The sequence below is a fragment of the Acinetobacter sp. YH12064 genome (assembly GCF_013419735.1).
GTDB lineage: Bacteria > Pseudomonadota > Gammaproteobacteria > Pseudomonadales > Moraxellaceae > Acinetobacter > Acinetobacter amyesii.
This window is the reverse complement of record NZ_VOZP01000004.1, coordinates 246,033-270,387: the sequence shown is the minus strand read 5'-3', so window position 1 is coordinate 270,387 and position 24,355 is coordinate 246,033. Positions and strand designations below refer to the sequence as shown.

General features: G+C 36.9%; 19 protein-coding genes and 2 pseudogenes. 8 read left to right on the top strand and 13 right to left on the bottom strand.

Translation table 11 applies throughout. The annotated features are described in order from the left end of the window. The 3 genes and pseudogenes from FTU13_RS06095 to FTU13_RS17615 all read left to right on the top strand — a co-directional run. A pseudogene (locus FTU13_RS06095) lies at nt 1-75 on the top strand (IS6 family transposase); the annotation flags it as partial. Between the two features lie 388 nt (nt 76-463). Beyond that, on the top strand, nt 464-2,383 hold the full coding sequence (locus FTU13_RS06090) for an ankyrin repeat domain-containing protein (RefSeq protein ID WP_180107900.1): 1,920 nt from the start codon (nt 464-466) through the stop codon (nt 2,381-2,383). Between the two features lie 157 nt (nt 2,384-2,540). Then, nucleotides 2,541-2,707 (top strand): annotated as a pseudogene (locus FTU13_RS17615) (transposase); the annotation flags it as partial. 140 nt (nt 2,708-2,847) lie between these two features. On the opposite strand, the gene FTU13_RS06085 reads toward FTU13_RS17615, so the two are convergent. Then, nucleotides 2,848-3,333 carry a hypothetical protein gene (locus FTU13_RS06085; protein ID WP_180107901.1) on the bottom strand — a complete coding sequence of 162 codons (486 nt, stop codon included), beginning with the start codon at nt 3,331-3,333 and terminating at the stop codon, nt 2,848-2,850. 81 nt (nt 3,334-3,414) lie between these two features. Between FTU13_RS06085 and FTU13_RS06080 the strand changes: the two genes are divergently transcribed. Then, nucleotides 3,415-3,642, top strand: coding sequence for a helix-turn-helix domain-containing protein (locus FTU13_RS06080; RefSeq protein ID WP_174560613.1), 228 nt, complete (start codon nt 3,415-3,417; stop codon nt 3,640-3,642). A 227-nt stretch (nt 3,643-3,869) separates the two neighbouring features. On the opposite strand, the gene FTU13_RS06075 is transcribed toward FTU13_RS06080, so the two are convergent. The 11 genes from FTU13_RS06075 to FTU13_RS06025 all read right to left on the bottom strand — a co-directional run bounded on the left by FTU13_RS06075 (nt 3,870) and on the right by FTU13_RS06025 (nt 18,781). Next, nucleotides 3,870-4,304, bottom strand: coding sequence for a hypothetical protein (locus FTU13_RS06075; protein WP_174560612.1), 435 nt, complete (start codon nt 4,302-4,304; stop codon nt 3,870-3,872). A 1-nt stretch (nt 4,305) separates the two neighbouring features. Continuing rightward, nucleotides 4,306-6,639: a hypothetical protein gene (locus FTU13_RS06070; RefSeq protein WP_174560611.1), complete on the bottom strand. Its 2,334-nt coding sequence runs from the start codon at nt 6,637-6,639 to the stop codon at nt 4,306-4,308. Continuing rightward, complete coding sequence (locus FTU13_RS06065; RefSeq protein ID WP_218947996.1) at nt 6,629-8,224, bottom strand: site-specific integrase; 1,596 nt, start codon at nt 8,222-8,224, stop codon at nt 6,629-6,631. The genes FTU13_RS06070 and FTU13_RS06065 overlap by 11 nt, the downstream gene beginning before the upstream one ends. Then, a complete protein-coding gene (locus FTU13_RS06060; RefSeq protein WP_047472183.1) occupies nt 8,221-9,567 on the bottom strand; it encodes a site-specific integrase in 1,347 nt (448 codons plus the stop codon). The genes FTU13_RS06065 and FTU13_RS06060 overlap by 4 nt, the downstream gene beginning before the upstream one ends. Before the next feature lie 354 nt (nt 9,568-9,921). Beyond that, a complete protein-coding gene (locus FTU13_RS06055) occupies nt 9,922-11,259 on the bottom strand; it encodes an MFS transporter (protein WP_180127991.1) in 1,338 nt (445 codons plus the stop codon). Between the two features lie 203 nt (nt 11,260-11,462). After that, nucleotides 11,463-12,494 carry an enoyl-CoA hydratase/isomerase family protein gene (locus FTU13_RS06050; protein WP_257226743.1) on the bottom strand — a complete coding sequence of 344 codons (1,032 nt, stop codon included), beginning with the start codon at nt 12,492-12,494 and terminating at the stop codon, nt 11,463-11,465. Between the two features lie 16 nt (nt 12,495-12,510). Continuing rightward, complete coding sequence (locus FTU13_RS06045) at nt 12,511-13,284, bottom strand: enoyl-CoA hydratase (RefSeq protein WP_180127995.1); 774 nt, start codon at nt 13,282-13,284, stop codon at nt 12,511-12,513. 80 nt (nt 13,285-13,364) lie between these two features. Further along, nucleotides 13,365-14,492, bottom strand: a complete 1,128-nt coding sequence (locus FTU13_RS06040; protein ID WP_180127997.1) for an acyl-CoA dehydrogenase family protein — start codon at nt 14,490-14,492, stop codon at nt 13,365-13,367. Nucleotides 14,493-14,612: 120 nt separating this feature from the next. Further along, nucleotides 14,613-16,268 (bottom strand): AMP-binding protein, encoded by a 1,656-nt coding sequence (locus FTU13_RS06035; protein ID WP_180127999.1) that lies wholly within the window; start codon nt 16,266-16,268, stop codon nt 14,613-14,615. Between the two features lie 89 nt (nt 16,269-16,357). After that, nucleotides 16,358-17,248, bottom strand: coding sequence for a 3-hydroxyisobutyrate dehydrogenase (gene mmsB / locus FTU13_RS06030; RefSeq protein ID WP_180128001.1), 891 nt, complete (start codon nt 17,246-17,248; stop codon nt 16,358-16,360). Between the two features lie 15 nt (nt 17,249-17,263). Next, on the bottom strand, nt 17,264-18,781 hold the full coding sequence (locus FTU13_RS06025) for a CoA-acylating methylmalonate-semialdehyde dehydrogenase (RefSeq protein WP_180128003.1): 1,518 nt from the start codon (nt 18,779-18,781) through the stop codon (nt 17,264-17,266). A gap of 163 nt (nt 18,782-18,944) precedes the next feature. On the opposite strand from FTU13_RS06025, the gene FTU13_RS06020 reads away from it, so the two are divergent. Together FTU13_RS06020 and FTU13_RS06015 are read left to right on the top strand one after the other, a co-directional pair. Next, nucleotides 18,945-19,826: a LysR family transcriptional regulator gene (locus FTU13_RS06020; RefSeq protein ID WP_078190721.1), complete on the top strand. Its 882-nt coding sequence runs from the start codon at nt 18,945-18,947 to the stop codon at nt 19,824-19,826. A 121-nt stretch (nt 19,827-19,947) separates the two neighbouring features. Beyond that, nucleotides 19,948-20,106 carry a hypothetical protein gene (locus FTU13_RS06015; protein ID WP_168379604.1) on the top strand — a complete coding sequence of 53 codons (159 nt, stop codon included), beginning with the start codon at nt 19,948-19,950 and terminating at the stop codon, nt 20,104-20,106. Between the two features lie 230 nt (nt 20,107-20,336). Here FTU13_RS06015 and FTU13_RS06010 read toward each other — a convergent pair whose 3' ends face one another. Next, entirely contained in the window at nt 20,337-21,152 is an 816-nt protein-coding gene (locus FTU13_RS06010) for a hypothetical protein (RefSeq protein WP_180011811.1), read from the bottom strand. A gap of 197 nt (nt 21,153-21,349) precedes the next feature. On the opposite strand from FTU13_RS06010, the gene FTU13_RS06005 reads away from it, so the two are divergent. After that, entirely contained in the window at nt 21,350-22,774 is a 1,425-nt protein-coding gene (locus FTU13_RS06005; protein WP_180128212.1) for a PLP-dependent aminotransferase family protein, read from the top strand. Between the two features lie 120 nt (nt 22,775-22,894). After that, nucleotides 22,895-24,331 (top strand): amidase, encoded by a 1,437-nt coding sequence (locus FTU13_RS06000; protein ID WP_168379606.1) that lies wholly within the window; start codon nt 22,895-22,897, stop codon nt 24,329-24,331. Nucleotides 24,332-24,355: the final 24 nt, after the last annotated feature.

Here is a 24,355-nt window from a genome sequence, read left to right as displayed (position 1 = left end):
GGACAAGCATCGTCATTTTATTATGGTCAGCCTCAGGGTGAAGTGTGTCTAATCAACAGGGTTTTCGGTCTCTAAGTACTTTTTAAAGGGAACATCATCGACTCAAATCTCTATTTGCAACAGTGCCGTTGAAAGTGATGGTGATAAAAAGCTAATTCTACCTGTACCACAAGTCATTGATTGGTTAACAGATCTACTAGGAACAGATGTAGACAATGTTGCCAACCATAGCCTAGATATAGACATTCAAAATTTACGACGCTCTCTCTATAATTGGAAGAATGGTTCTAATACTATTCGTTATAGCTCGATTTATGAATATTTTCCAGAAGAGTCGACCTTAGATTTTAAAGGTGTATTTATTCTAGATGAAACTGTCACTCTTGATGAGCAATTTAACCAAGCATTAGCTTTCATCAACAAAAAAGACCTAAATGCTCAAAAGCTTAAATTTGAACTTCCATTGTCTGAGGAAGCCCTTACCGATATTTTGCAGGGGAATGTAAATGTTAAAGAGAAAATTAGATTAATCGAATGCTTATTAAATCGCTATTCAGCACCTTCTATAGACGTTATTCGCCAACGACTTATTGTCGCTAGTGTAGTGCAGGATATTTATCACCGATTAGTCAATTCTCTGTGTCCTGACGTAGATAAGTATTGTGTTGACATCAAGAAAAATAAAGTCCTACAACTATTTGTATTATATAAAGGTGTTTATAACCTTACTATCGAGGCATGGAGAAATTGTAGAGGTAAAGGTGAATTTGCGGAAGATATGTGGTTTGAAGCTCATTTACCTGAATGGGATAAACAAAGCATATTTCTTTCAATTATACCCTCTAGTAAAGAAACAGCTATTGATGAGCTAGCAACGTATCTGAGCTATAGCTTCCGTATCAATGCAAGCGATGCACTTGATGATGTAATTGGTCATGATCAGGAATCATGTGCTGAAATTGCTGAACGCACTCTACTTAAACTGCATCACTTTTATGAAGAACAAACCAAAGTTCAAGATCTAAAAAGTCGTATGCAACAGAGCTCACCATGGAGAGCATTACAAAATGAGCAGAATTATTGGGTAGTAAGTGGCGTAGCTCAGTCAATAGATATACCGATTCGATTGAAAGAAATGACCACTAAGCGTATGAGAGAATTGGCTAATACGCCTATAGAGAAAATTCTAGTTGTTATTCCGGAGCTTGCTTACTATTTAAATGGTGAAAGTAAAAATAGACCTAAAGATTGCAAAAATAAGGTTGATGCTTTACTTGATGAAGCAGAAAAAACCGAAGGATATGATTTATGGAAGTTTGCCATTTTGCAGTACAAAGCTAAACACTTATTGGCACAAAATAATTTTGATGAGGCATCAAAATATTTCAGAGATGCACTGGAAGAAAGTTTTAAATGTAGTTATGGCCTAATAACTGGAGAAATTGCACGAGATTGTTTAGCCATAGCGGTAGCGAATCAAAAACTTATCACGAACAATCACGAAAAATATTATCGTGAAATGCTTAGTGGTGGAATAATAGAAAGTGATCAAATTCCTTCTATAGAGGAAGTAGCACGCTGGGCATACTCTTATTTTTGGGAAGATCTTTATAAACCGTATCCTGGAATCAAGCCTCAACAACCGCTCAGTAAAACTCTAGTCAAACCGGCGTTGGATAAACTTTTTCCTTTGCTAGAAAAAAATAATTTAGCAGGGTTGAAGGATTGGCTAAATTCTAATAATACTTTGTTTAAATCTAATCTGCCTGACGTTGAAGGTAACTCAATGCTCATGCTGATGCTAAAATTATTTTTTGAAGCTCAAAAATTAATGGATGCGAAGATATTAGAGGTTTGGGAAAACTTCTTAAAAGATCTTTTTGAAAAATATCCAGAACAACTGAATATTTCTGATCTTAAAGGCCAAACACCATTAATGTTGGCTGTTGAAGCTCGTGAAACGATGTTAGTTGAACAAATGTTGGCAGCTGGAGCAAATGCGAATATTGAAAATTATCAAGGGATGACTGCGTTGCATACGGCCTGTAAAATTCAAACTCCCCAAATTTTTGATGCCTTTTGCACTGAGTCTTCCGATTGGAATGTGAGAACAGTAGATGGAAGATTACCGTTACATACTGCTTGTTGGTCTGGAAATATTTATGCTGTCAAAAAGTTGGTAGTATTGGTGCCAAATCAACTTTGGGAAAAAGATCATGCTGAATTTACACCACTAGAATTGGTTGAATATCTGATTGAAGAACCTGAAGCTCTAGCCATTTTAGCAAAAATTAGTCAAGAAAATGGCTATTCCTGTGGCTCAAAACAAGAACTTGTAAAAATTGTGGAAGTTCTTGAACAAGCTATCCTTTTGAAATGCTAATTAATTAAATAATTACCCCTGAGCAGAAATTCCGCTCAGGGAAGGCTATTCAAAAGGTGTGATGGTGCACTCAGACCAAGGTAGTCAGGTAATCCCCCTAAAAATAATAGGACCTAAAAGTAGAATTTCCTCTTAAAGTATAGGCAGGAGATTCTGCATGAAAACATCTAAATTTACTGACAGCCATATCATGGCTATATTAAAGCAAGCGGAAAGTTTGGCACACCTGTTGCTGCCCTTTGTTGTGAACACGGTCTTCTATAAATGGCGTGCCAACAAAGATGTATGCATACATCTTTGTTGGCACGGATGAAAGTGTTAGAATATGTCGTACAAAAAGGAAAGGCTAAATTTTTAAATTAGGTGACACTCTATTCAAGTTTTGTTGCATAAATTACTCTGTTAAGGTTAATTCAAGCTAGGATCGATCCAGAGTTATTCATATATTTTAATATGTAAGATTATCAATACTGTATTTCTAAAATATTTTTAAGAGCATTTAATTCAGCTCTTAATAAAATTAATTCCTTTTTCTTGTTTTTTATTAATGTGCCTATAGCATCTGAAATTATTGGAAATTTTCCAGAATATGAATAATAAGCATTTATTTCATTGTGTAACAATTCAATATTATCCAAGACATTATTATGTTCAATTAAAAGGTTTTTTCGAATTAATTCATTAGTATCTAATGAACTGAAATTTAAAATTTCTTCTTTTGAATAGTTTGACGTATATCTATATGTACAGTTTTTTCGGTCAACGAGAATCATCCCAGATTCACCTAACTCTCTTATAATTAGATATATTTTTGAATAGTATTTTTTTGCACTAAATTCCGGGTAATATTGGATAAAAGATTGTCTTAAATCCTTAAACTCATAGCTAGTGAATGACATATTTGATAAAAATCCAAATAAACAATTTTTAAGCTGATGAGTATCTTGCATATTTAATGACCTAAAAACTAATAAAATCAATCAAATATCCTATTTTGGGATATTTGATTTAATAGTACACCATCTTGAGCTATGAGCTCAATACATGATCCTAGATATAGAAAACTTATCAAAGCATTAATTCTTAAACGTGAGTTAAAAAATATAACTCAAGTGCAACTTGCTTCATCCTTAAAAAAACCACAATCCTATGTAGCAAAAGTTGAAAATTTCGAGAGGAGAATTGATGTATTGGAACTTCACGATTGGTTGAATGTGTTAGGAATTTCAATCGTCAACTTTTTAGAAGAAAATTTGTAATTCATTATTTTTCAGCTTTGTTGCATAAATATGTAAGCATCTGATTTAAATAAATTTAATTTTAGATCAAAAAATAATCAAAACTTTTAAAATCATATAGTTATGAAATCTTTGTGCAACAAAGCCTTATTTTTCTATAAAATAAATATTTTCTTTTTGATTTGAGCAGATATTCTCAGGGAATATATGCTGACAGGTTTTTGACTTTTCTTCTAACATAATAGTGTCTACTTTGATAAATATTTTTTCAAAAGATGTGGGGCTAAGAGATGATCGATCTTTAAATTTGTTCTTAATTTAACCTCCTCAATAATATCTATCAATGTTTCTGTATTTTGATTCAGCTGTGATTCCAACTCATTTATTTGAGAATGCAGATTTTTATTGGTATCAGTAAGCGCTTTTCTCGTTTTTTTATTTACATATAGTTGCTGTTCTTTAGTTTTTAGATTCAATGGTGCTATTTGCTCCACCATATAAAGACTAATAAGACTTTTTCTTTCAGCTGAACTCAAAGTACTAAGTCCCCCAGATATGTAGCCTCTGGCAGTTAAACGATCATGTAAGCTCTTATGAGAAATAGGGGACTTCTCAAAACCTTCAACCAACATCATTTGCAATTCTTGTTCAATGACTTCATCTAATTGTTTACCACGTAACATATCAGGCTTCCTTGGTTTCAATTTTTTGCTGTTCTATAGCGAATAGTTCACTTAAGGTTGTTGGTAATTTAGTAATAGCATCACCATAAGGAAAAACAGGAACAGGAGTTAAACTATTTTGCTTATCAAGTGCTTTTGTTTTTAAATCACTTAAATAAAGTATTTTTTTACGTAAGCCCTCAAGCATTTCGCTATAAGATGAATCATGGATTACGATTTGCTCTATTTGTACAAACTTATCTAGTAATTCATTCAAAGTATGTTGTAGGGCTTCTAATTCACCTTTACGTCCAGTTAAAGCAAAGTTTCCACATTGATCACCTGATTGGCATGCAAGACGTTTAGGACAATCGTGCACAGCCACATCACGCATACAACCACCAAAAGGTAAAGGGTGCAAACAAGCATGGCGTTGAACTAATGAGTTAGCCAATGATCGATCTTCTTTAACTAATTCATTAAAAGATTGAGCGATATCTTGAAAATATTCATCGAAGAAGGATTCCCTTATATAACTCGCTACTTCATTTTTCGAGTCAAAGGTTTGTAAATTCATCTTTAAATTATTTTCTAGATCCAATTTTTCTGAAAAGTACATTAATCCATCATGTTTTATAGAATCAATTGGATAGTCTGACTTTATTTCCTGTTTATCGTTTTTGTAAAGTGTCAATTCATATTTCTCTAACAAACTAGCTGTGACTTTACGTTGTTTTAACGCTAAGTGTTGATAATATTGATTTTGCTTTATATCTATGCGTCCCATGAGCATGGCCTGTAAATGTTCAGATATACCACTCAAAGCTAAAAAAGTATTTATATTATGTCGAGGAATATGTGTTGTTATCTTTGAGTATTCATCTTTATTTTCAAGTAAAAGGTATTTTTGGAAAATCGATATATTTCTGCCATTTCCAAAAAAATTATTAATTATTGTTGCATGAAATGGCATAATATTCGTTTTATTTGATAATACTTGCTTAACATTTGTAGATCTATATTCATGAATAAATAAAATGTCTTCAAATGGTAGGTTGATTAATTTATTTTCATAATTAAAAATATGATTAAACGGATTATCAATATTGTATGTTTTCAAACTAATCACATAATCATTTAAATCTTTTTTACTATAATATCGCTTAAATTGTTTTTCAGATTTATCAATGAAACTAGGTTTTAATCCAGTAAATCTAGCATTATCCATAATAACTCTACGTTTTGAGTCATTAGTTACTTTATACTCCTCATTGATACCAAAAAAATATTTAATTAAATCATCTATTTCAACAAAATCAGAATTAATATCATCAATCTCTTTAGGTAAAAAATCCTTTATATTTTTCCCGCGGATATATTTTATATAGTCTCGGTAGGGCTGTGTTAGAGATAATACATTTGAGAATATACTTTCTATAATAGGAACAGCAAGAGGTTCTACCCAATGAATACGGTAGCCAGAACCTTTTGCTCCATGATACTGAATGCCAACTGTGTATTGCTTAATGCCATCCAAAGCTAAATGCTCTTTGGTTAAAGGGTCAAGAATAGGTTTTTTTATCAAAGCATCAGTTTTTAAAAGAAAGGCTTCTGTAGAACGTAAACCAGTGACTATAAGTAATAGTAAAATATTTAGTACTATCTTTTCACCATTTGTACTACATAAGCTTATTAAAGAAACAATATTGATGAATGTTCGAATCGAAATGAGCTTATCCTTATCTAGATCATCTTCATCTAACTCTAATTGATCTATTAATGCTTTAGTTTTTCTAGCATTAGGGGTTCTATTTTGTCGATTTATGTATAAGTATTTTTGAGAAAATTCTAATGGTTGTTTAGTAAAAGCATAATGATTTATTATTTCTTGCAATCTTCTGTAAGTTCCAACATGGTCAGGCAGATTCATTCTACTTGAGTTTTCTGCCAAAATTTCAAAAGACTTATTTAAGATTAATGTTGATAACTGACAGGGATGTATGCTCTCGATTTTTTCAGTATATAAAGCGCTGTACCATCGTTTAAGAATTAAAAATTCTGCATAAAGTTTTTGAGGGGATGCTTTAGAATTGGACTTACGATAACTAAGAATGAGCACAGATTTAATAAACTCTTGAAAATCTGTATTTATAGTAGTGTTTTCAACACCTTTTAATCTTTTAATTGTGCTGAAAGTAAAATTTACTTTACCACTTCTTGACAGTAACCAACCAGATCCTATTGTACCACCATACCAAACTGAATCATTCCAATCCCATTTGAAGTTAGACTGCAAATTCTCATTAAAATAACTCTTTTGTTCATCTATAAAAATATTATATTTTTCATTGTTCATAAATATCATCCTTCTGTAATGCACAACGAGCTATTACGGATTCAATTTCGAATTTAGTTGACTCATGCACTCGTATCAATGGGTTTCTAGATACACCTATACCGTCTGATAATTTGATCAGATCATTGATTTCGCTTTGTATACTTTCTAAAATATGATTATGGTTAGCATCAATAAAAGGATAAAAGTACATACAGCCATAGCAATTACGAACTGGTTGAAATAAACAATTGTCTTCGTAGGAGCACCCACCAATATCGTAATGAATTTTGCTACCAATATTTCCTAGTACTTTTTTCTGTTGCCAATCTTTCTTATAAACGAGCCTTCCAGTCAGGAGCATGGCGATCATTTGTCGATATAAGGAATTTTTCCCAAGTGCCTGTGCTCTAATTTGAGCAAGTTCAGGGGTAGAGAAAATATAATGTCTAGCAGTTACAATAGAAGAATGACCTAAGATATAAGCAATTTCTTCAGCAGAAGCCCCAGCCATTGCCAAACTATAGCCAACATGATGCCTAAAATCAGAAAATGAGTACTTTTGCTTTATCATTTCATCTGCAAGAACAGCTTCTTTGTACTCTTCGGAAGCAAAATCAAATAATTGTGTATTAATCGCTTTTGAGCAAAAGCGTGCAGAATTTTCCCCTAAATCAAATAACTTATCTTTTGGACTTAAGTTAAATCTTTCGATATAAGCAATAATGATTTTAGCAACTTCTTCTGGTAATTTGACTGCGATCTTTTCATGTACATAACGTGATTGTTTCGCATAGGGAACTAGTATGCTATAGCGATGAAAATGATCTGTAGTGCGTGTGGTATCTATCTTTATGTCTTCAGCAGATAGTTTTGCTAATTGTACAGGTCTATGACCAGTTGCATACACCAAACCAAGTATTGATGAATAAAGTAATGTTTGTTTATCGATACCTTGAAAATCATCTTTGATAGCTTGGTTTAACTTGATAAAGCCTTGTTGAATCATTGAAATAAGAGGATAGTCGATCGTATCTTCGTATTGCTGGTAATATAAACTTGAATTAAATGCTTTAGGACGTTCAAGAAATTCCAACTCATATTCCTGATCAAGATCAAAGCATGAAAAGTTCTCGAGAAATAGTAGCTTCACTAAGAACTTAAAATGGTAATAGTATGTAGAATTATCGGCTTTTGCTAAATCAACCAGTAAAGATTTCGCATTCTGATAATCAAGCTTTAAGTCTCTAGTTTTTAGCGACTTTATTACAAAAGTGTAAGCTTGTAATTTAGCTTCAAGTGCAGATGGTGTATTAATTTGAATGTAATTAGCTAGAAAAAATTTAGCCAATTTTTTCTCTGACGTACTGAAGTTAGAGAAGTTTAAGTGAAGTTTTTTCCCTGAATATGAAAAATTCCAAACATCGTTAGATGTTTGAACGAACTTGCTATCAAATTTATCAGCTCTATAGAATCGGATGATTGCCGGTAAGTGTAAAGACTCTATGAGCCTAAGGTCAGCATCATGGAAAATAATAAAGTCACTAGGACTATCATCATTTTTTTCAAAATCTAGACTAAGTTGAGGTATATTCTTATCATTCATAATTTAATACTAGAATCAATTATCCGAGCCAAGTTCATAAAATTAGCACGTTCTACAATAAAGCGTTTACCATAATATATGGGCATTTTACTTGTAGGTGACCAACCACCTAAGGCTCTTAGATCATCCTGTGCATCTAGCAGAGCATCATTTACACTTTGCCTGAGATCAGAGTGACTATCATTTTCTTTCTTATACTTCTCAAAAGAAAAGCTTAACATCATATAAGCCCAAGAATGTCTACAAACGTGCGGAGTGAGACGTTCTATTGAATCATATGCTGAAGTATCAAAACACTCAGGTAATAATGCTTTTAATGACGAATCTACTTGATCAAATATCTTTTTAACACTGGCATAACTTAAAGCAGAATAGGGAGGCTTTAAGGATGTAAATAAGATATGTGAAGGAATTTCTTTTCGGATTTCATTTATATAGATTTGAAGAATTCTGTAGTCTCGTTCCTGCAGTTTAATTACTCGGTACGAATATTCATTTTTGATTTTTGGCTTTTTTGATCGATCATCGAACTCATCATCTGTATTTGTAATAATTAAACTAAAACTATGATTCTGAATTGATTTTTTAATAGAGTTGGTTGTTAGTAGCATAAGCTCACCAATTCTAAGACCATAGTTGAGCATGAGATGTATGATCAGAAAGTTTCTGAGTTGTACATTTTTAGATCTAAAAGGATTTAATTCATTGTATTTATTAGAGTTACTTGGTGAAATGACTGAATACAATCCTTTAATCATTTCCTGATTCATGCTCTTAAAATTATGATTTATCTCACTTTTAATTGTCTTATTGGCTTTTGAAAAATTATTTATAATTTTTTTCTTTATTGTCATATATTTATTCAAGTTTTCTTTAATTTTTTGAATTTCCTTCAACGTAAGTTGTGGCTGTGATTGCATGCTTAAGTATTCATTAATCAAGAAGTTGTAAAACTTTAAGAAGGATCTAACTCTATGACCAATTGTTGTGTAATTAATATGTTCTGAATTGCTTAGCCGTATAAGATTACTTTCAAGTTTTTTATTATTTTCTAAGTAAACAATGAAATTATCAATTTCACATTGAATGATCTCAAAATTATAGGATGTCGAATAGAACGACTCACAAAAGGACGTGGCAAACTTTTCAAACCAAAATTCATACCAAAATTTTATTGCGATTAAATCTGCATGCTGCGTAGAGATACTTTGAAATCTAAGAAATTTCATGGTGTACAGCATAGGGTACATACATGGACAGAATGAATCTAAATCAAATAAAAGAATAATTTGATTTTCGTTTGAGACTTTCTTTTCTAAATGAATTGTTTTTAAAGCAAACATAGTAAAGTTTATGAATTATTCTTAAGGTCAACATATCATATTTTATGATTGAAATAGAAATTAGTTAAGTTATTGAATCTTAGTTCAAGAAAGAAAAATATGAAGTTATTGTTAGGTGTATCGGATTTAACATAATATACATTATACGAAATCCTTCAGGTTTATTTACAAAGATGATAATTCACAGCTCTTGCACATCAACTGTATTCAAATTGCTATGTTCCTAAGCTTCGCTAAAAATAAATTTGTCCTGCCACAATCCTTAGACAAGAAAAAAGCCATAACAATTGTTGTTATGGCTGTACATATGTATTTCTATATTTAAATCAGTCTACTGTTTTCCTGATTGTTGATTTAGGAAGATTTGATTTCCTCACTACTAAATACTTTAGTCTTTTGCTCTATTTGATCTGGCTTTAAAAATGATGATGCAATAATCGCAATCACAGCAAAGCCTGAAATATAGGCAATAATTAAATTAGGGCTTCCATCACCAATACTTAGCAATTTCGTCGCGATTAATGGTGCTAAACCACCACCTAGCACGCCTGCAAATTGAACTGAGATTGAAATACCGCTATAGCGTATTTCTGCTGGAAATTGGCGTGAAAATAACTGTGACTGCGGCGCATACATCAAAGGAAAAACCACACCAATACCAATCACTATGGCCGTCCAAACCAATACAGGATCCTTGGTATTTAACATCGCAAAAAATGGATAACTGTATAAAGCCAATACGCATAAACCAAATCTAAACATGTTTTTTTGCCCAACTTTATCAGACAAATGTCCAAAAATTGGCGTAATAACCATGATGACGGCAGCACCACAAATTGTTGCAAACAAGATATCTTGTCTAGGAATATTTAGCTGTGTGGTGGTATAAGCTAAAGCAAATGTCGATGCCAAATAGAACCAAGCATTTTCAGCAGCTCGAGATAAAATAATCGTAATCAACTGCTTAGGATGATTTTTAAACACTTGTTTTGCTGGAACTTTAATTGATTTGGTTTGAACTTTAACTTTTTCAAAGTCTGGTGATTCAGGTACTTTTACACGAATATACCAACCTACAGCCAGTAAAATAATGCTAGCTAAAAATGGTAGACGCCAACCCCAGCTAAATAGTGCTTCTTCAGGTAACATTGAGACTAAACCTAAAGCCACCGAAGCGAGCAATAAACCACCACCTGTACTGGCTTGCGGTAAACTTCCCCAAAAGCCTTTTTTACCCGCTGGCGCATGCTCTACCGCCATGAGGACTGCTCCGCCCCATTCTCCACCCATGGCCATGCCCTGTATAAATCTTAAAATAATTAAACAGACCGTTGCCCAATAACCAATGGTTTCGAAAGTCGGTAACAACCCAATCATCACCGTTGGAATACCCATCAACATTAATGTGACCAATAACATTGATTTACGACCAATTTTATCGCCAAAATGGCCAAAAACAATGCCACCAAGTGGTCGACCAATAAAGCCTACAGCATAGGTAGCAAATGCTGCCAATACGCCCGTTAACGGATCAAGATTTGGGAAAAAAAGTCGATTGAAAATGAGTGCTGCGGCAGCACCATAGATAAAAAAGTCATACCATTCAATGGTTGTACCCACCATGCTGGAAATACCCGCTAAACGATGCGAGGACTTAGCTGGTGGAGCTGTGTTTCCCTGTACATTTTGCATTGTTATCTTCCTTATTCTGCAAGATATTTCTATATTGCATTTTCACGATGCTTGATTTTTGTGATGATTTTCTTCATGAAAATCAATATTTTTAGATCTTATATGTGTTTAATTTACGCTGAGTCACTTGTTCATATCGAATATGAAATCAAATATGAATATTAACCAAGGGTTTGAACCGTTAAAGTTTTTTAAATCACTGATTAAATAGATATTTCCTCCATTATTTTGTCTAAAGTCGGACTAGACTGTTGCCACTTTGGCTGTTTGTCTTTATCCACAATTAATGCACGCACACCTTCGACAATATCGCCATGTTGAAACCAAACATCTTGCAAATGTCGTTCAATTTGCATGCATTGGTTTAGTGAAAGACTTCGACCTAAATGTTGGAGTTGCAAACTGATCCTTTTCGCGATTGGAGACCGTTGTTCCAAGGTATTGCGTATTTTTAACGCCCACGCTTGAGCATCATTATGCTGTTCATTTTCAAGACTATTTTCAATGGCATCAATACTCTCAAAACCAAAATGCTTACGAATTAAATCTGCATTCTGACTAAGTTCACTTTCCGCTGGTCGAGTAATATATTTCGCAATCAATTGTTCAATATTTTCCTTACTGAGTTGCTTAGAATTTCTTAAATCTTCTTCTAATTGAACAAGTTGCTCACTCGGAACATGGTAGTCAATCAAATCTAGATACAACGCATCGCTAGCACTGATTTGATCGCCCGTAGTTGCCATGTACACACCAATATCATCTAAACGTGATAAAAAGTGTGTCGCAGCCACATCTGGGAAAAATCCAATGGCAGTTTCAGGCATGGCAAATCTAGACTTTTCGCTGCTGACAAGCACATGACATGCTTGGGCTAAGCCAAATCCACCGCCAAGTACATAGCCATCGAGTATGACAATAATGGGTTTTTCATACGAACGAATGGTGTTCAGCATTTCATACTCAGCTTGAAAATAAGCTTGATGATCATCTCTACCATTCATATAACTATCATAGAGATAGCGAATATCTCCACCTGCACAAAATGCTTTGGGACTATTTGAGCGAATAAGCACGGCATGAATATTGGTTTGATCAGCCCATAGTGCTAATTGCTGTTGAATCCCCTGAATCATTTCCAAAGACAAGGCATTTAAACTTGCCACGCGATCTAAACTGATTTGGCCTAAATGTCCATGTTCTTCAATCATTAAGTTATTTGTACTCATATCCATATCATCCTTTTTTATTTTAATTGTCTTTAAAATTGGCTTGGCGCTTTTCAACAAATGCTTGCATGCCTTCTTTTTGGTCTTGAGTTGCAAAAATCGAATGGAATGTTCTACGTTCAAAACGTAAACCTTCTTGCAAACTGACTTCAAATGCACGGTTAATTGACTCTTTGATCATCATGGTTGCGACTACAGATTTTTCGGCTATTTTTTCAGCAGCTTTTAAGGCCTTTTCGACCAACTCCTCTCTAGGAAAGACTTGAGCAACTAAACCACTCTGCTCTGCTTCTACTGCGCCCATTTGTCTGGCAGTCAGACACATTTCCATGGCTTTGGCCTTACCAATAGCAAGCGTTAAGCGCTGTGTCCCACCTATCCCTGGGATTACTCCCAAAGTCACTTCTGGTAAACCGAATTTTGCATTGTCGGCACAGTAAATAAAGTCACACATGAGCGCTAACTCACAGCCTCCACCTAACGCATAACCACTGACAGCTGCGATTAAAGGTTTACGGCGCTGTGCAATCCGATCTGCCAGATGAAAAAAATCATCCAAATAAATATTCGGAAAACTCAGTTCAGCCATTTCTTTAATATCTGCACCAGCGGCAAAGGCTTTTTCTGAACCTGTAATAACCATACAACCGATGGTGGGATCTCGATCTAGATCATTCAAGGCAGAATTAAGGTCTTGAATTAATGTACTATTTAACGCATTTAAGGCCTGAGGACGATTTAAAGTAATGAGTCCTACACCATTGTTCTTTTCAAGCAGAATCGTTTCAAATTGCATGTGAGATCCCTATATATGTTCAATATTTATAAGTAGGCTTCGTCTGAAGCCTTGTCGTTTTAAATGTCTTAAAGACAACGTTATAAGCTGCGGGCAATCACTAAACGTTGGATATCACTTGTGCCTTCATAGATTTGGCAAATACGTGCATCACGATAAATACGCTCTATCGGGAAATCTTTGAGATAGCCATAACCACCAAAGACTTGTAATGCTGCGGAGCAAACACGCTCAGCCATTTCAGATGAAAAAAGCTTGGCCATAGACGCTTCATTTAAGCAAGGTTGTCCTGCTTCTTTTAAACGTGCCGCGTGATAGACCAATTGGCGTGCAGCTTCTATTTCTGTTGCCATACTTGCCAATCGGAACGCAACTGCCTGATGTTCAAAAATTGGTTTACCAAAAGTACTACGCTCTTTGGCATATCGGGTTGCTTCTTCTAATGCTGCACGTGCAAGACCAACTGCTTGCGCCGCTATACCAATACGACCGCCTTCTAGATTTGATAAGGCGATTTTCAAACCTTCACCTTCTTTTCCTAACATCAAGCTTTCATGCACACGAACATCTGTTAGTGCAATTTGACAGGTATCTGAGGCATGTAATCCAAGCTTTTCTTCAGTACGAATCACTTCATAGCCGAGTGTTTCACGAGGGACAATAAAAGCACTCATGCCTTTTTTCCCTGCACTTGGGTCAGTCACAGCAAAGACAATAATGACCCCTGCATTATGTCCAGAGGTAATAAACTGCTTAGCACCATTAATCACCCATTCATTACCATCTTTGACTGCACGAGTTTTAATGGCAGCAGCATCTGAACCCGTATGCGGCTCAGTTAATGCAAATGCCCCGATCATTTTGCCTTGTGCTAAAGGCACTAAATATTTCTGCTTTTGTTCTTCTGTGCCAAATTTAGCAATAGGAACACAGCCTACCGAGTTATGTACACTCATAATGGTCGAGGTTGCCCCATCTGCCGCTGCAATCTCTTCTAAAGCCATAACATAGGCAAGATTACCTGTATCTGAACCACCCCATTCATCTGATACCAACATACCCAATAAACCCAGTTCTCCCATCTGCGCTAAAGCCGCTTTGGGAAAGGTACCGTGTTTATCCCATTCAGCTGCTTGAGGTTTAATTTGTTCCTGTGCGAAACTGCGTGCCATGTCCTGAATTAATAATTGTTCTTCGGTAAATTGCATCTTATCTTCCTGTACATCAATCAAATGCTTCCATCCAGTTTGAAAATGATTAGAACTGAATGAAAGCTTGATTTTGATCCTGATTGTTCGGCATTCATTTAGAGTTAATCGTTACGTCATTTAACTTGCATGCTGCGTGGATTGTTTCGCAATCTCTTGATTTCTTAATAAGAAACGCTGAATTTTTCCACTTGGGGTTTTCGGCAGTTCTTGAACAAACTCCACCAATCGTGGATAAGCATGTGCAGATAGGCGCTTTTTCACAAATTGCCCTAGCTGCTCTGCTAATTCTTCGGACGCTGTGACATGCTCAGCTAAAATTACAAAAGCTTTTACGATTTCTGTCCGATCTGGATCAGGCACACCAATGACCGCAGCTTCAATCACTGCATCATGCTCAAGTAAAGCGCTTTCTACATCGAATGGCCCGATACGGTAACCGGATGTTGTAATCACATCATCATTACGACCAACGAAGCTCATACTGCCATCTGCGTGTAATTCTGCGGTATCACCCGTGAGGTAATAATGCTTTACAAAGGGTGACTTACGACTTTCTTTATAGCCACCAAACCACATCATCGGTGATTGACTGATATCAACAGCCAGTACTCCTGGCGTTCCTGCAGCTAGCTCTTGCCCTTGTTCATCAACAACCGCCACGCGATATCCTGGACTGGCATAACCTGCGACACCTGCGCGAATATCATGTTGTAAACCATGGTGATTACACACCACCATACCAACTTCAGTCTGACCATAATGGTCAAAGATCGGTGCATCTAGGACTTGTTTAAACCAGCGGAACACTTCAGGATTAAGCGGCTCTCCAGCACTACTCACGACTCTAAATTTACCTTTGAGTTTTGCCATTTGTTCAGGATCAGCTGCCATCATCATCCGATACGCTGTCGGTGCGCCTGCAAGGTTCGTCACTTTGTAGTCATCTACGATCTGACACAAACTATCAATGCTAAAACCACCTTCGTAAAAGAGTGTTGCATGTCCAAGTAAAAGTGGCCCAGTAATTCCGTAATACAAACCATAAGCCCAACCCGGATCGGCAATATTCCAAAACGAATCATCTTCACGTAGCCCTACCGCATTTTTCATATATTGACCAAAAGCGATCAAAGCTTTAAGCGGGACTTCTAAGGGCTTTGCAGGACCTGTAGTACCTGAAGTAAACATCAAAAGAAATGGATCATTGATGCTCTGTAAGACAAATTCACAATCTGTAGACTGTGCTTTGACTTCATCCCAAAAGTTTAAATCTCCCTGTTGTATCCCTTGACCCGCTGGATCTGCAACAGTAACGATTTGAGGACAATGTGCAACTTCATCTAATTTACTGCGATTACCAACATCGCTAATCACCAATTTGCTTTGTGCAAGGTGTAAACGATGTTCAATGGCTTTGGGGCCAAAGGCGGTAAATAGCGGTTGATATACAGCACCTATTCGCCAAGCCCCTAAAATCACCACAAGTAATTCAACTGTACGGGGTAATAAACCCGATACACGATCACCTTTTTGCACACCCTGTGACTTTAAAAAATTGGCAAATTGGCTTGACCACTGTTGCAGCTCTGCAAAGGTATATTGTTCTTTCCGCCCATCTTTGCCTTGCCAATACAGTGCAACCTTATCTTGATCAATCGCATGACGGTCGCAGCATTCATAACATGCATTTAATTGCTCTAAAGAGCCTGATAACATTTCTTTGGCAGCATGATTTAAGTCAAATGCCTTTGCAACATCTTGATAATTCGACATCTTCTCTACCTCAGTCTCAATTTATTGTTATTCCGACACGAGTGTTAGTATTTTTAGCCATCCCTAGGCTAGATTGGTGTTCAAAGCGATTAAGCATCCTTAGGTAAGTATTGCTGCACAATGCTTGAAAAATCTAATTGTGCATTACCTTGTAAACACAGCTGTTGATACATCTGCTGAACCAGTCCACCTAAAATAATCGGCTGTTTGACTTGTCCTGCGGCTTCTACAGCCAATCCTAAATCTTTCAACATCAACTGCGTTGCAAAACCATCGGTATAGCCACGTCCTGCAGGTGCATTTGCTGAAATACCCGGCCATGGATTACATACATCCGAACTCCAGCAACGTCCGCTCGAACTATTCACCACACCTGCTAAAGCTTGAGGATCAATCCCCAGACGCGCACCGAGCGCCATACCTTCAGCAACGGCTGCCATGGAAATACCAAGAATCAAGTTATTGCAAATTTTCGCAATTTGACCTGCACCCACATCACCACAATGCACAATGTTTTTACCCATGTGGCCCAATACCGCTTTGGTTTTTTCAAAGGTTTGATCATCTGAACCGACCATAAAGGTTAATGTACCTGCCTGAGCACCAATAGTTCCGCCTGAAACAGGGGCATCACAGATTTTTATCTGATGTGCAGCACCCACCTCAGCTATATCCTTAATGGTTTGCGGATCAATGGTACTGCTATCGATACATAAGCTTCCTGCTTTCATTACCGCCAATACACCATTTTCTCCCAAGTACACCTCTTTGACATGCTTGGCAGCAGGCAACATGCTAATCACGACATCTGCTTGTTTCGCGGCATCTTGTGGGCTGTGGCAAACGATGCCACCTGCTTCAGTAAAATGCTGAATCGCAATTTCACTTAAGTCGAAACCGTAAACCGTAAAACCTGCTTTGAGTAGGTTTTGGGCCATTTTTCCGCCCATGTTTCCTAAACCGATAAAGGCAATATTCATCCTTGAACTCCTAAATTAACGTAGGTTAATGGTGGTATTCACTTCACCTTTTTCTTGTGTATCTTCGAACCAACGACTGGTGATGGTTTTAGTTTGTGTATAGAACTGAACTGCTTGCTTACCATATGGACCTAAGTCACCCAGTTTTGAACCACGCGATCCTGTAAAACTAAAGAAAGGTACAGGTACAGGAATTGGAATATTGATACCCACTTGACCAATATCGATATCGCTTTGGAATTTACGAGCAACTGCACCACTTTGTGTAAACAGTCCAACACCGTTGCCAAATGGATTGGCATTAATCAATTCAATCGCCTGCTCTAAAGTATCAACATGAATAATGGCTAATACGGGTCCAAAGATCTCTTCGGTATAGATGCGCATATCGGTTGAAACTTGATTAAAAATCGTTGCTCCGACAAAGTTTCCTTGCTCATAGCCAATGACTTGAACATCACGACCATCCAGCAACAGTTCTGCGCCTTGTTCTACACCGCTTTGAATTAAATCCAGTACACGTGCTTTTGCGCGAGGTGAAATAACTGGGCCAATATCGGTATTCGGCTCATGCCCTGCATTGACCTTCAGCGTTTTGGCTTTTTCAACCAGTTCATTGACCCATTCTTTACTTTCACCAACCATGACAGCAACCGACAAAGCCATACAACGCTGACCTGCCGCACCGAATGCTGCACCAACGAGGGCATTTAAAGTTTGTTCTTTATTGGCATCCGGCATTACCACGACATGGTTTTTGGCCCCCATCATCGACTGCACACGTTTTCCATGCTGTCCTGCAAGGTTATATACATGTGTACCAACGGCTGTAGAGCCTACAAATGAAATGGCCTTAATAGCTTGATGTGTACATAAACGATCAACAACGTCCTTACCACCATGCACTACGTTCAATACACCTGCTGGAATACCGGCTTCAATCGCAAGTTCTACAAGCATCATGGTCGATAATGGATCTTGTTCAGATGGCTTTAAGACAAAAGTGTTTCCACTAACAATGGCCATTGGGAACATCCACAGTGGAATCATCGCAGGAAAGTTAAATGGCGTAATTCCTGCACATACACCCAAAGGTTGCTGCAAGGTATAGGTATCCACACCACGTGCAACACCTTCTATATATTCGCCCATTTGAAGTGTGCCAACCGAACACGCATGCTCAACGACTTCTAAACCACGTTGAATATCACCTTCAGCATCTGCTAGCGTCTTTCCTTGCTCAGCAGTCAGTACACGGGCAATGTCTTTCATATTGCTACGGATCAGATCTTGTAGCTTCAACATAATGCGCATACGTGCTTGTACGGGTGTTAAGCGCCAAGTCTTAAACGCCTCTTGCGCTGAAGCAATCGCTGCATCCACTTCTTCCATAGTCGCCATTGGAACACGACCCAAAACCTCTTGAGTTGCAGGATTTAGAATGTCTTGCCACTCTGTAGTGTTTGACTCTACAAATTTACCGTTAATTAATAATTTAGCCGTCGCAGACTGAATATTTGACATTGTGTTCATGACCTCTCCATAGGCACTTATTGTTTTGTACTGACTTAGAAAATATCCAAAAGCCTTATATTTATATTTTCCAATTCACTTCAAACTAGCAAAGAAAATTTTGACTACCAATAGAGATTCACGCACGATTGATGTGCAAATATGCACAGGGATGACAATAACAATGAAAGTAGATTGGGATCATTTACAGTATTTTTTGGTTTTGGCTCGTGCGAAAACCCTAACCAATACCGCACGTATTATCGGTGTTGAGCACAGTACAGTTTCTCGACGCATACATGCGCTAGAACTGGCTTTAGGCACACCATTATTTAAACGTGAAGCCACAGGTTATGAGCTCACTTTAGACGGTTTGGCACTGGTTCCTCGCGTTGAACAAATGGAACAGGCCTTTTTACAAATCGAAAAACCCAACCAACCTATGCAAGGTCGTGTGCGAATTGGCACACCCGAAGGGTTTGGAACAGCATTTTTGACACAGCTCTTGGCAGAATTGTCCAAAAAATACCCCTTGCTGACTATCGACCTTATTCCTGTCCCGAAAATGATCAAGCTTTCACATCGTGAAGCAGATATTGTTATTTCCATCGATCGACCGAAATCAGGCCCCTATATCATTACTCGACTGGCAGACTATTGTTTAAAGATTTATGGCAGTAAAGAATACTTAAAAAACACGCAACCCATTCATACATTAGAAGATTTAAAATCACACACTTTTGTGAACTATATAGATGATTTAGTCTATAGTCCCGAACTGTATTGTTTAGAGCGCTTACCTATTCAGCTTAATGCCAACTTTAGAAGTAGCAGTATTTTGGCACAACAAATTGCCGTGAGTGCGGGTGCAGGATTGGCAATATTGCCCAAGTTTTTGGCAGAGGAAAAACCCGAATTAGAACAAGTCTTGGCGCAAGATGTTCGTTTTGTGCATACCTTTTGGATGCTGACCTTAGTCGATTTACAACATGAGCCGCGCATTAAGCTGGTCTGGGACTTTTTGAGAAAAAGAACCGATCAATATCATAGTTTATTAATGGATTAAGTCAGGATGGCTTCTTCTAAACTATAACTGTTATAGAAATTTAGATGAATGTTGTATCTATGCTTTCAAGCGATATACCCCAATAATCACCTATAACCACTAGGGATTTAGAGTACATCTTATGAGCAATCAAGAGCCTAAAAAACCGCAAAAATATGCAGACAGTGAAATTTCAGATAAGGCCTTTAAACGTGCCATTATTTGGTTCTCGATCTATGTGCTTTTATTCTGTATTGGTGTAGCGTTTGTCGTTGGTGCAGATAATTCCTATCTACCTTAAACGATAATCTATTCGCTTATTGCAACTCGCTATTGCATGTATATCTTACATTTCATGTTTGCTCATGATCAGTTCATAATGAATTGATCATTAGGCCAAATAAATTGGTTTAAAATTGGTTTAAATTTGAATTTTAAAAAAGCTTGTAAGTCTACATTTACAAGCTTTTTTGCATTTTTAAAGTGATCAAATTACAGCTATAAAATTACTTGCCCATCTGAATCGCTTGCTTATGCAGGACTTTGCTTTTTAACTTGGTGCTGTAGATGTGTTTGAATATATTCACCGTAGACCGACATTTTTTCAAAGATGTGTTCTGAATAAAACATGTCTTCTACCAAGACTTGCGCACGATCAAATTCATATAAACCCAATCGTTGTAAAATTTTCGCATTAATAAACGAAAATTTTTGGCATAAATCGATATATTGCTGATCTTTGTCTTTAAATAGCAGCTTTAACATATTGATTTTATTTAGATCAAAGTCAATCGGTTCAGCTTTATCCGCCAAGACATGGATTTCAACATCTAAAAATTCAGCGAGCTGTTTTAATTTTTCTAAGTCGATATGTAGATGTGTAATACATATGATTTTGGAAACCTTCGGATTACATAAGCTATTGATCAAACTAAAATAGAAGTATTCTGCTGGCGATAGTTGTTCATTATGTAGCTCAATGTAGACATTTAGTCCCGATAAAACATCATCAACTTTAAATGCGCTAAGTTTAGCCTCAGCATGATAATAACGATTTAATATTGCAACATTTTCAGGGCTTTGCAGTGTAGCGTAGATCACCTTCTGATTCAAATTCGCTAAGATAAAAGGTGCAAATAAAAAAGCCGCATTTTCAGCCTTGGCATCCATATGTTCCTGACAAATACTGACATAGCCCACTTGCTGTACTTGACGCAAAATTCGACTGCGCAAAAGTACCGCTTCTAAATTAGTATGCTGTTGTTGCAACAGATGCAGCGTTGAATCTGTCAATGGAACATCCACCAGTAAATATTGTAACAGTTCTAATTCACTGGCTTTAAACATATTCAACTCCCTAACTTCCATACCATTTGACGCCACAAGTGTTGTGGTCAATGCACCTTATAAAAAATTCAAGCTTAAAACTAGATACAGTGATTTTGAAAAAACTTATAACAGTACAGCCTCATCTGTTATAAAAATTTAATGTAAAGTTTCATTTACTGATATATTTATAACAGAACTTTGTCTTGTTGATGACTATGTATAAATCGGAACAGCTTGCTCAGCACCTACGTCAACTGATTGAAAATGGCACTTTAAAAGCGCACGAAAAGCTCCCGTCTTTGCGTGAACAAGTGCAGTTGTCCGGCTTTAGTTTAATCACGGTCATGAATGCTTATCAGGAGTTAGAATCGCGTGGCTTAATCTATGCACGTGAAAAATCAGGCTACTATGTGGCGCAAGGCTTAGTCGAAATAGAGGCTGAACACGCTCAAATCGTGTCCTTAAACACGCCGGTTGAAATTAACTCTCTGGTCTTTAAGTATTTAAAATCAATACAAGATGAAAAAATCCTTCCATTGGGTTCAGCCTTTCCAGCTCAAGACATTGTTTTTTCTAAAAAGTTAACCCAAATCATGGGGCAAATTTCCCGAAATTCCAAAAGTTACGATGCCATTGATAATCTTCCACCTGGTAATTTAGCCCTACGTAAGTTAATTGCACAGCGCTATTGCATGCAAGGCATTGCCACAGATCCAGAGGATATTGTGATTACCTCAGGCTGTATGGATGCACTGAATCTTTCCTTACAGGCCATAGCTTCACCGGGTGACTATATTGTGTTACAGCAAAATATTTTCTATGGCGCCTTGCAAGCTGCAGAGCGCTTAGGCCTTAAAGTGGTGACCTTACCTGAACATCCACAAGACGGTTTTGATTTAACCGCATTTGAACATATTTTAAAAACTTATCCCGTCAAGATCTGTTGGCTGATGCTGAATTCGCATAATCCTGTGGGCTTCACAGTGAGTGATGAAATCAAGCAAAAAATTGCCGTGTTATTACACCAATATCATGTGCATTTAGTTGAGGACGATGTGTATGAAGAAATGCATTATGCGTCTAAGAAACCTGTTTCAATGAAATACTTTGACCAAAATAATATGGTCTTACACTGCTCATCTTTTTCTAAAACGTTAGGTGCTGCATTTCGAGTGGGTTGGGTGCATGCAGGTAAATACTCTCAAGCGATTCAACACTTACAACTCATGAGTACTATTTCCGTCAATACCTTATTGCAAAATGCCTTGGTGGAATTTATTTCAAATTATCATTATGAAAAACATTTACGGGTCTTAAGAAAAAGTCTACAGCAACATAAATTACAGTTTTACCGTTATTTAGAAAGCCGCCTACCGACTGGATGCAAATTACAATATCATCCAAGTGGTTATTTTCTTTGGTTAAAATTACCGGAGAATGTTGAAAGTATGGCAGTCTATGAAGCCTTAATTCAACAGCAGATTGGCGTTGCTCCAGGCCGTTTATTTAACGTATCAGAAGCCAAAACTCAATATATCCGTTTAAATTGTTCCTTTGCATGGAAGGATGAGATTCAACAGGCTTTAGATGCCCTCCTTAGTACAATCTCTGCACTTTCCTCAGATCAGACGAATATTTGACAATTTTTATTGTCATTATTATGCTCAAACAGATATTGTTCAAATACATATATTTGTTGTTGAGATAACAATGAATTCATTCAATATTTACCAAAATTCAAAAAACAAATAGGTTAGTTCATGGAAGATCAAAAACACAGTCAACGCATACATGCCTTTAGTTCGGATGTACTCACAGATCTGGATGCTGTGGGGATTGCACAGCTCATCAAATCTAAAGAAGCCTCCGTGCAAGAAATAACACAAGCGGCCATTGCACGTGCGGAACAAGTGAACCCGCATCTAAATGCCATTGAACTGGACTGTTTTCAGCGTGCTTTAGAGCAAAATCAATATGTTGAACATGGTCTTTTTGCGGGTGTCCCTTTTTTCTTTAAAGATAATCTAGATTATCAAGGATTGCCCTCACGCCATGGTTCAAAGGCCATCGGTTCAAAACCAGCCGATCGTAATCCTCAAATTAGCCAACAAATCTTAGATCAAGGGTTTGTCGTATTAGGAAAATCCAAGCTCCCTGAATTTGGTCTAAATGCCAGCACCGAATATAAAGATGGATCAGCCACCTATAACCCTTGGCATTTAAGTTATTCCTGCGGTGCATCTTCAGGGGGTTCCGCAGCTCTCGTTGCAGCCGGTGTAGTGCCGATTGCCCATGCCAATGATGGCGGTGGTTCGATTCGTATCCCTGCTGCATGCTGCGGTTTGATTGGATTAAAGCCTAGCCGTGGCCGTACTTATGACAGTGAAGCAGCAGGCTCTCTTCCGATTAATATCATCAGTGAAGGTGTCCTAACCCGTAGCATACGAGATACTGCTCATTTCTATGCAGGAATGGAATCAAGTTATTACAATAAAAAGCTGCCACGCATAGGCATGATTCATGGGCCTTCTAAACGTCGATTACGCATCGGTTTAGTCCCGCAATCGATTACAGGGCAAATAGATAGCGAAACAACTGCAACCTTAATGCATAGTGCAGCACTCTTAGAAAAATTAGGCCATCATGTTGAAGAACTTCAATTACCTTTTTCCTTAAGCTTTGTTGAAGATTTTAGTGAATATTGGGGGATGTTATCCTTTTTACTGAGTACCTTTGGCAAGAAAATCTTTGGCGCTGACTTTAATCCAAAAGAGTTAGATCACTTAACCGTTGGTTTATCGAAGTTGTATAAAAAGAACTTTTATAAAACCCCGCTATTTCTGTATCGATTAAAGAAAATGCAGCAGCAATATCGTGAAATCTTTAAGCATTATGACGTTTTGCTATCGCCTGTACTTGCACATACCACACCTAAAATTGGCTATTTGTCACCTCAATTACCGTTTGACCAGTTATTTGAGCGTATACAGAACTATGTAACATTTACACCTATTCAAAATGTGGTGGGTGCGCCGGGTATGTCGATTCCTATGGGAGAAACGCAAAACGACGGACTTCCAATCAGTATGCAAATTTCAGCCGATGTCGGTGATGAAAAAACCTTAATTGAACTGGCGTATGAAATTGAAGAAGCTCAGCCATGGCGACGTATTCAAGATATGCCTCGTACTGCTTAACAACTCAATCAAAGATTTAAAAAA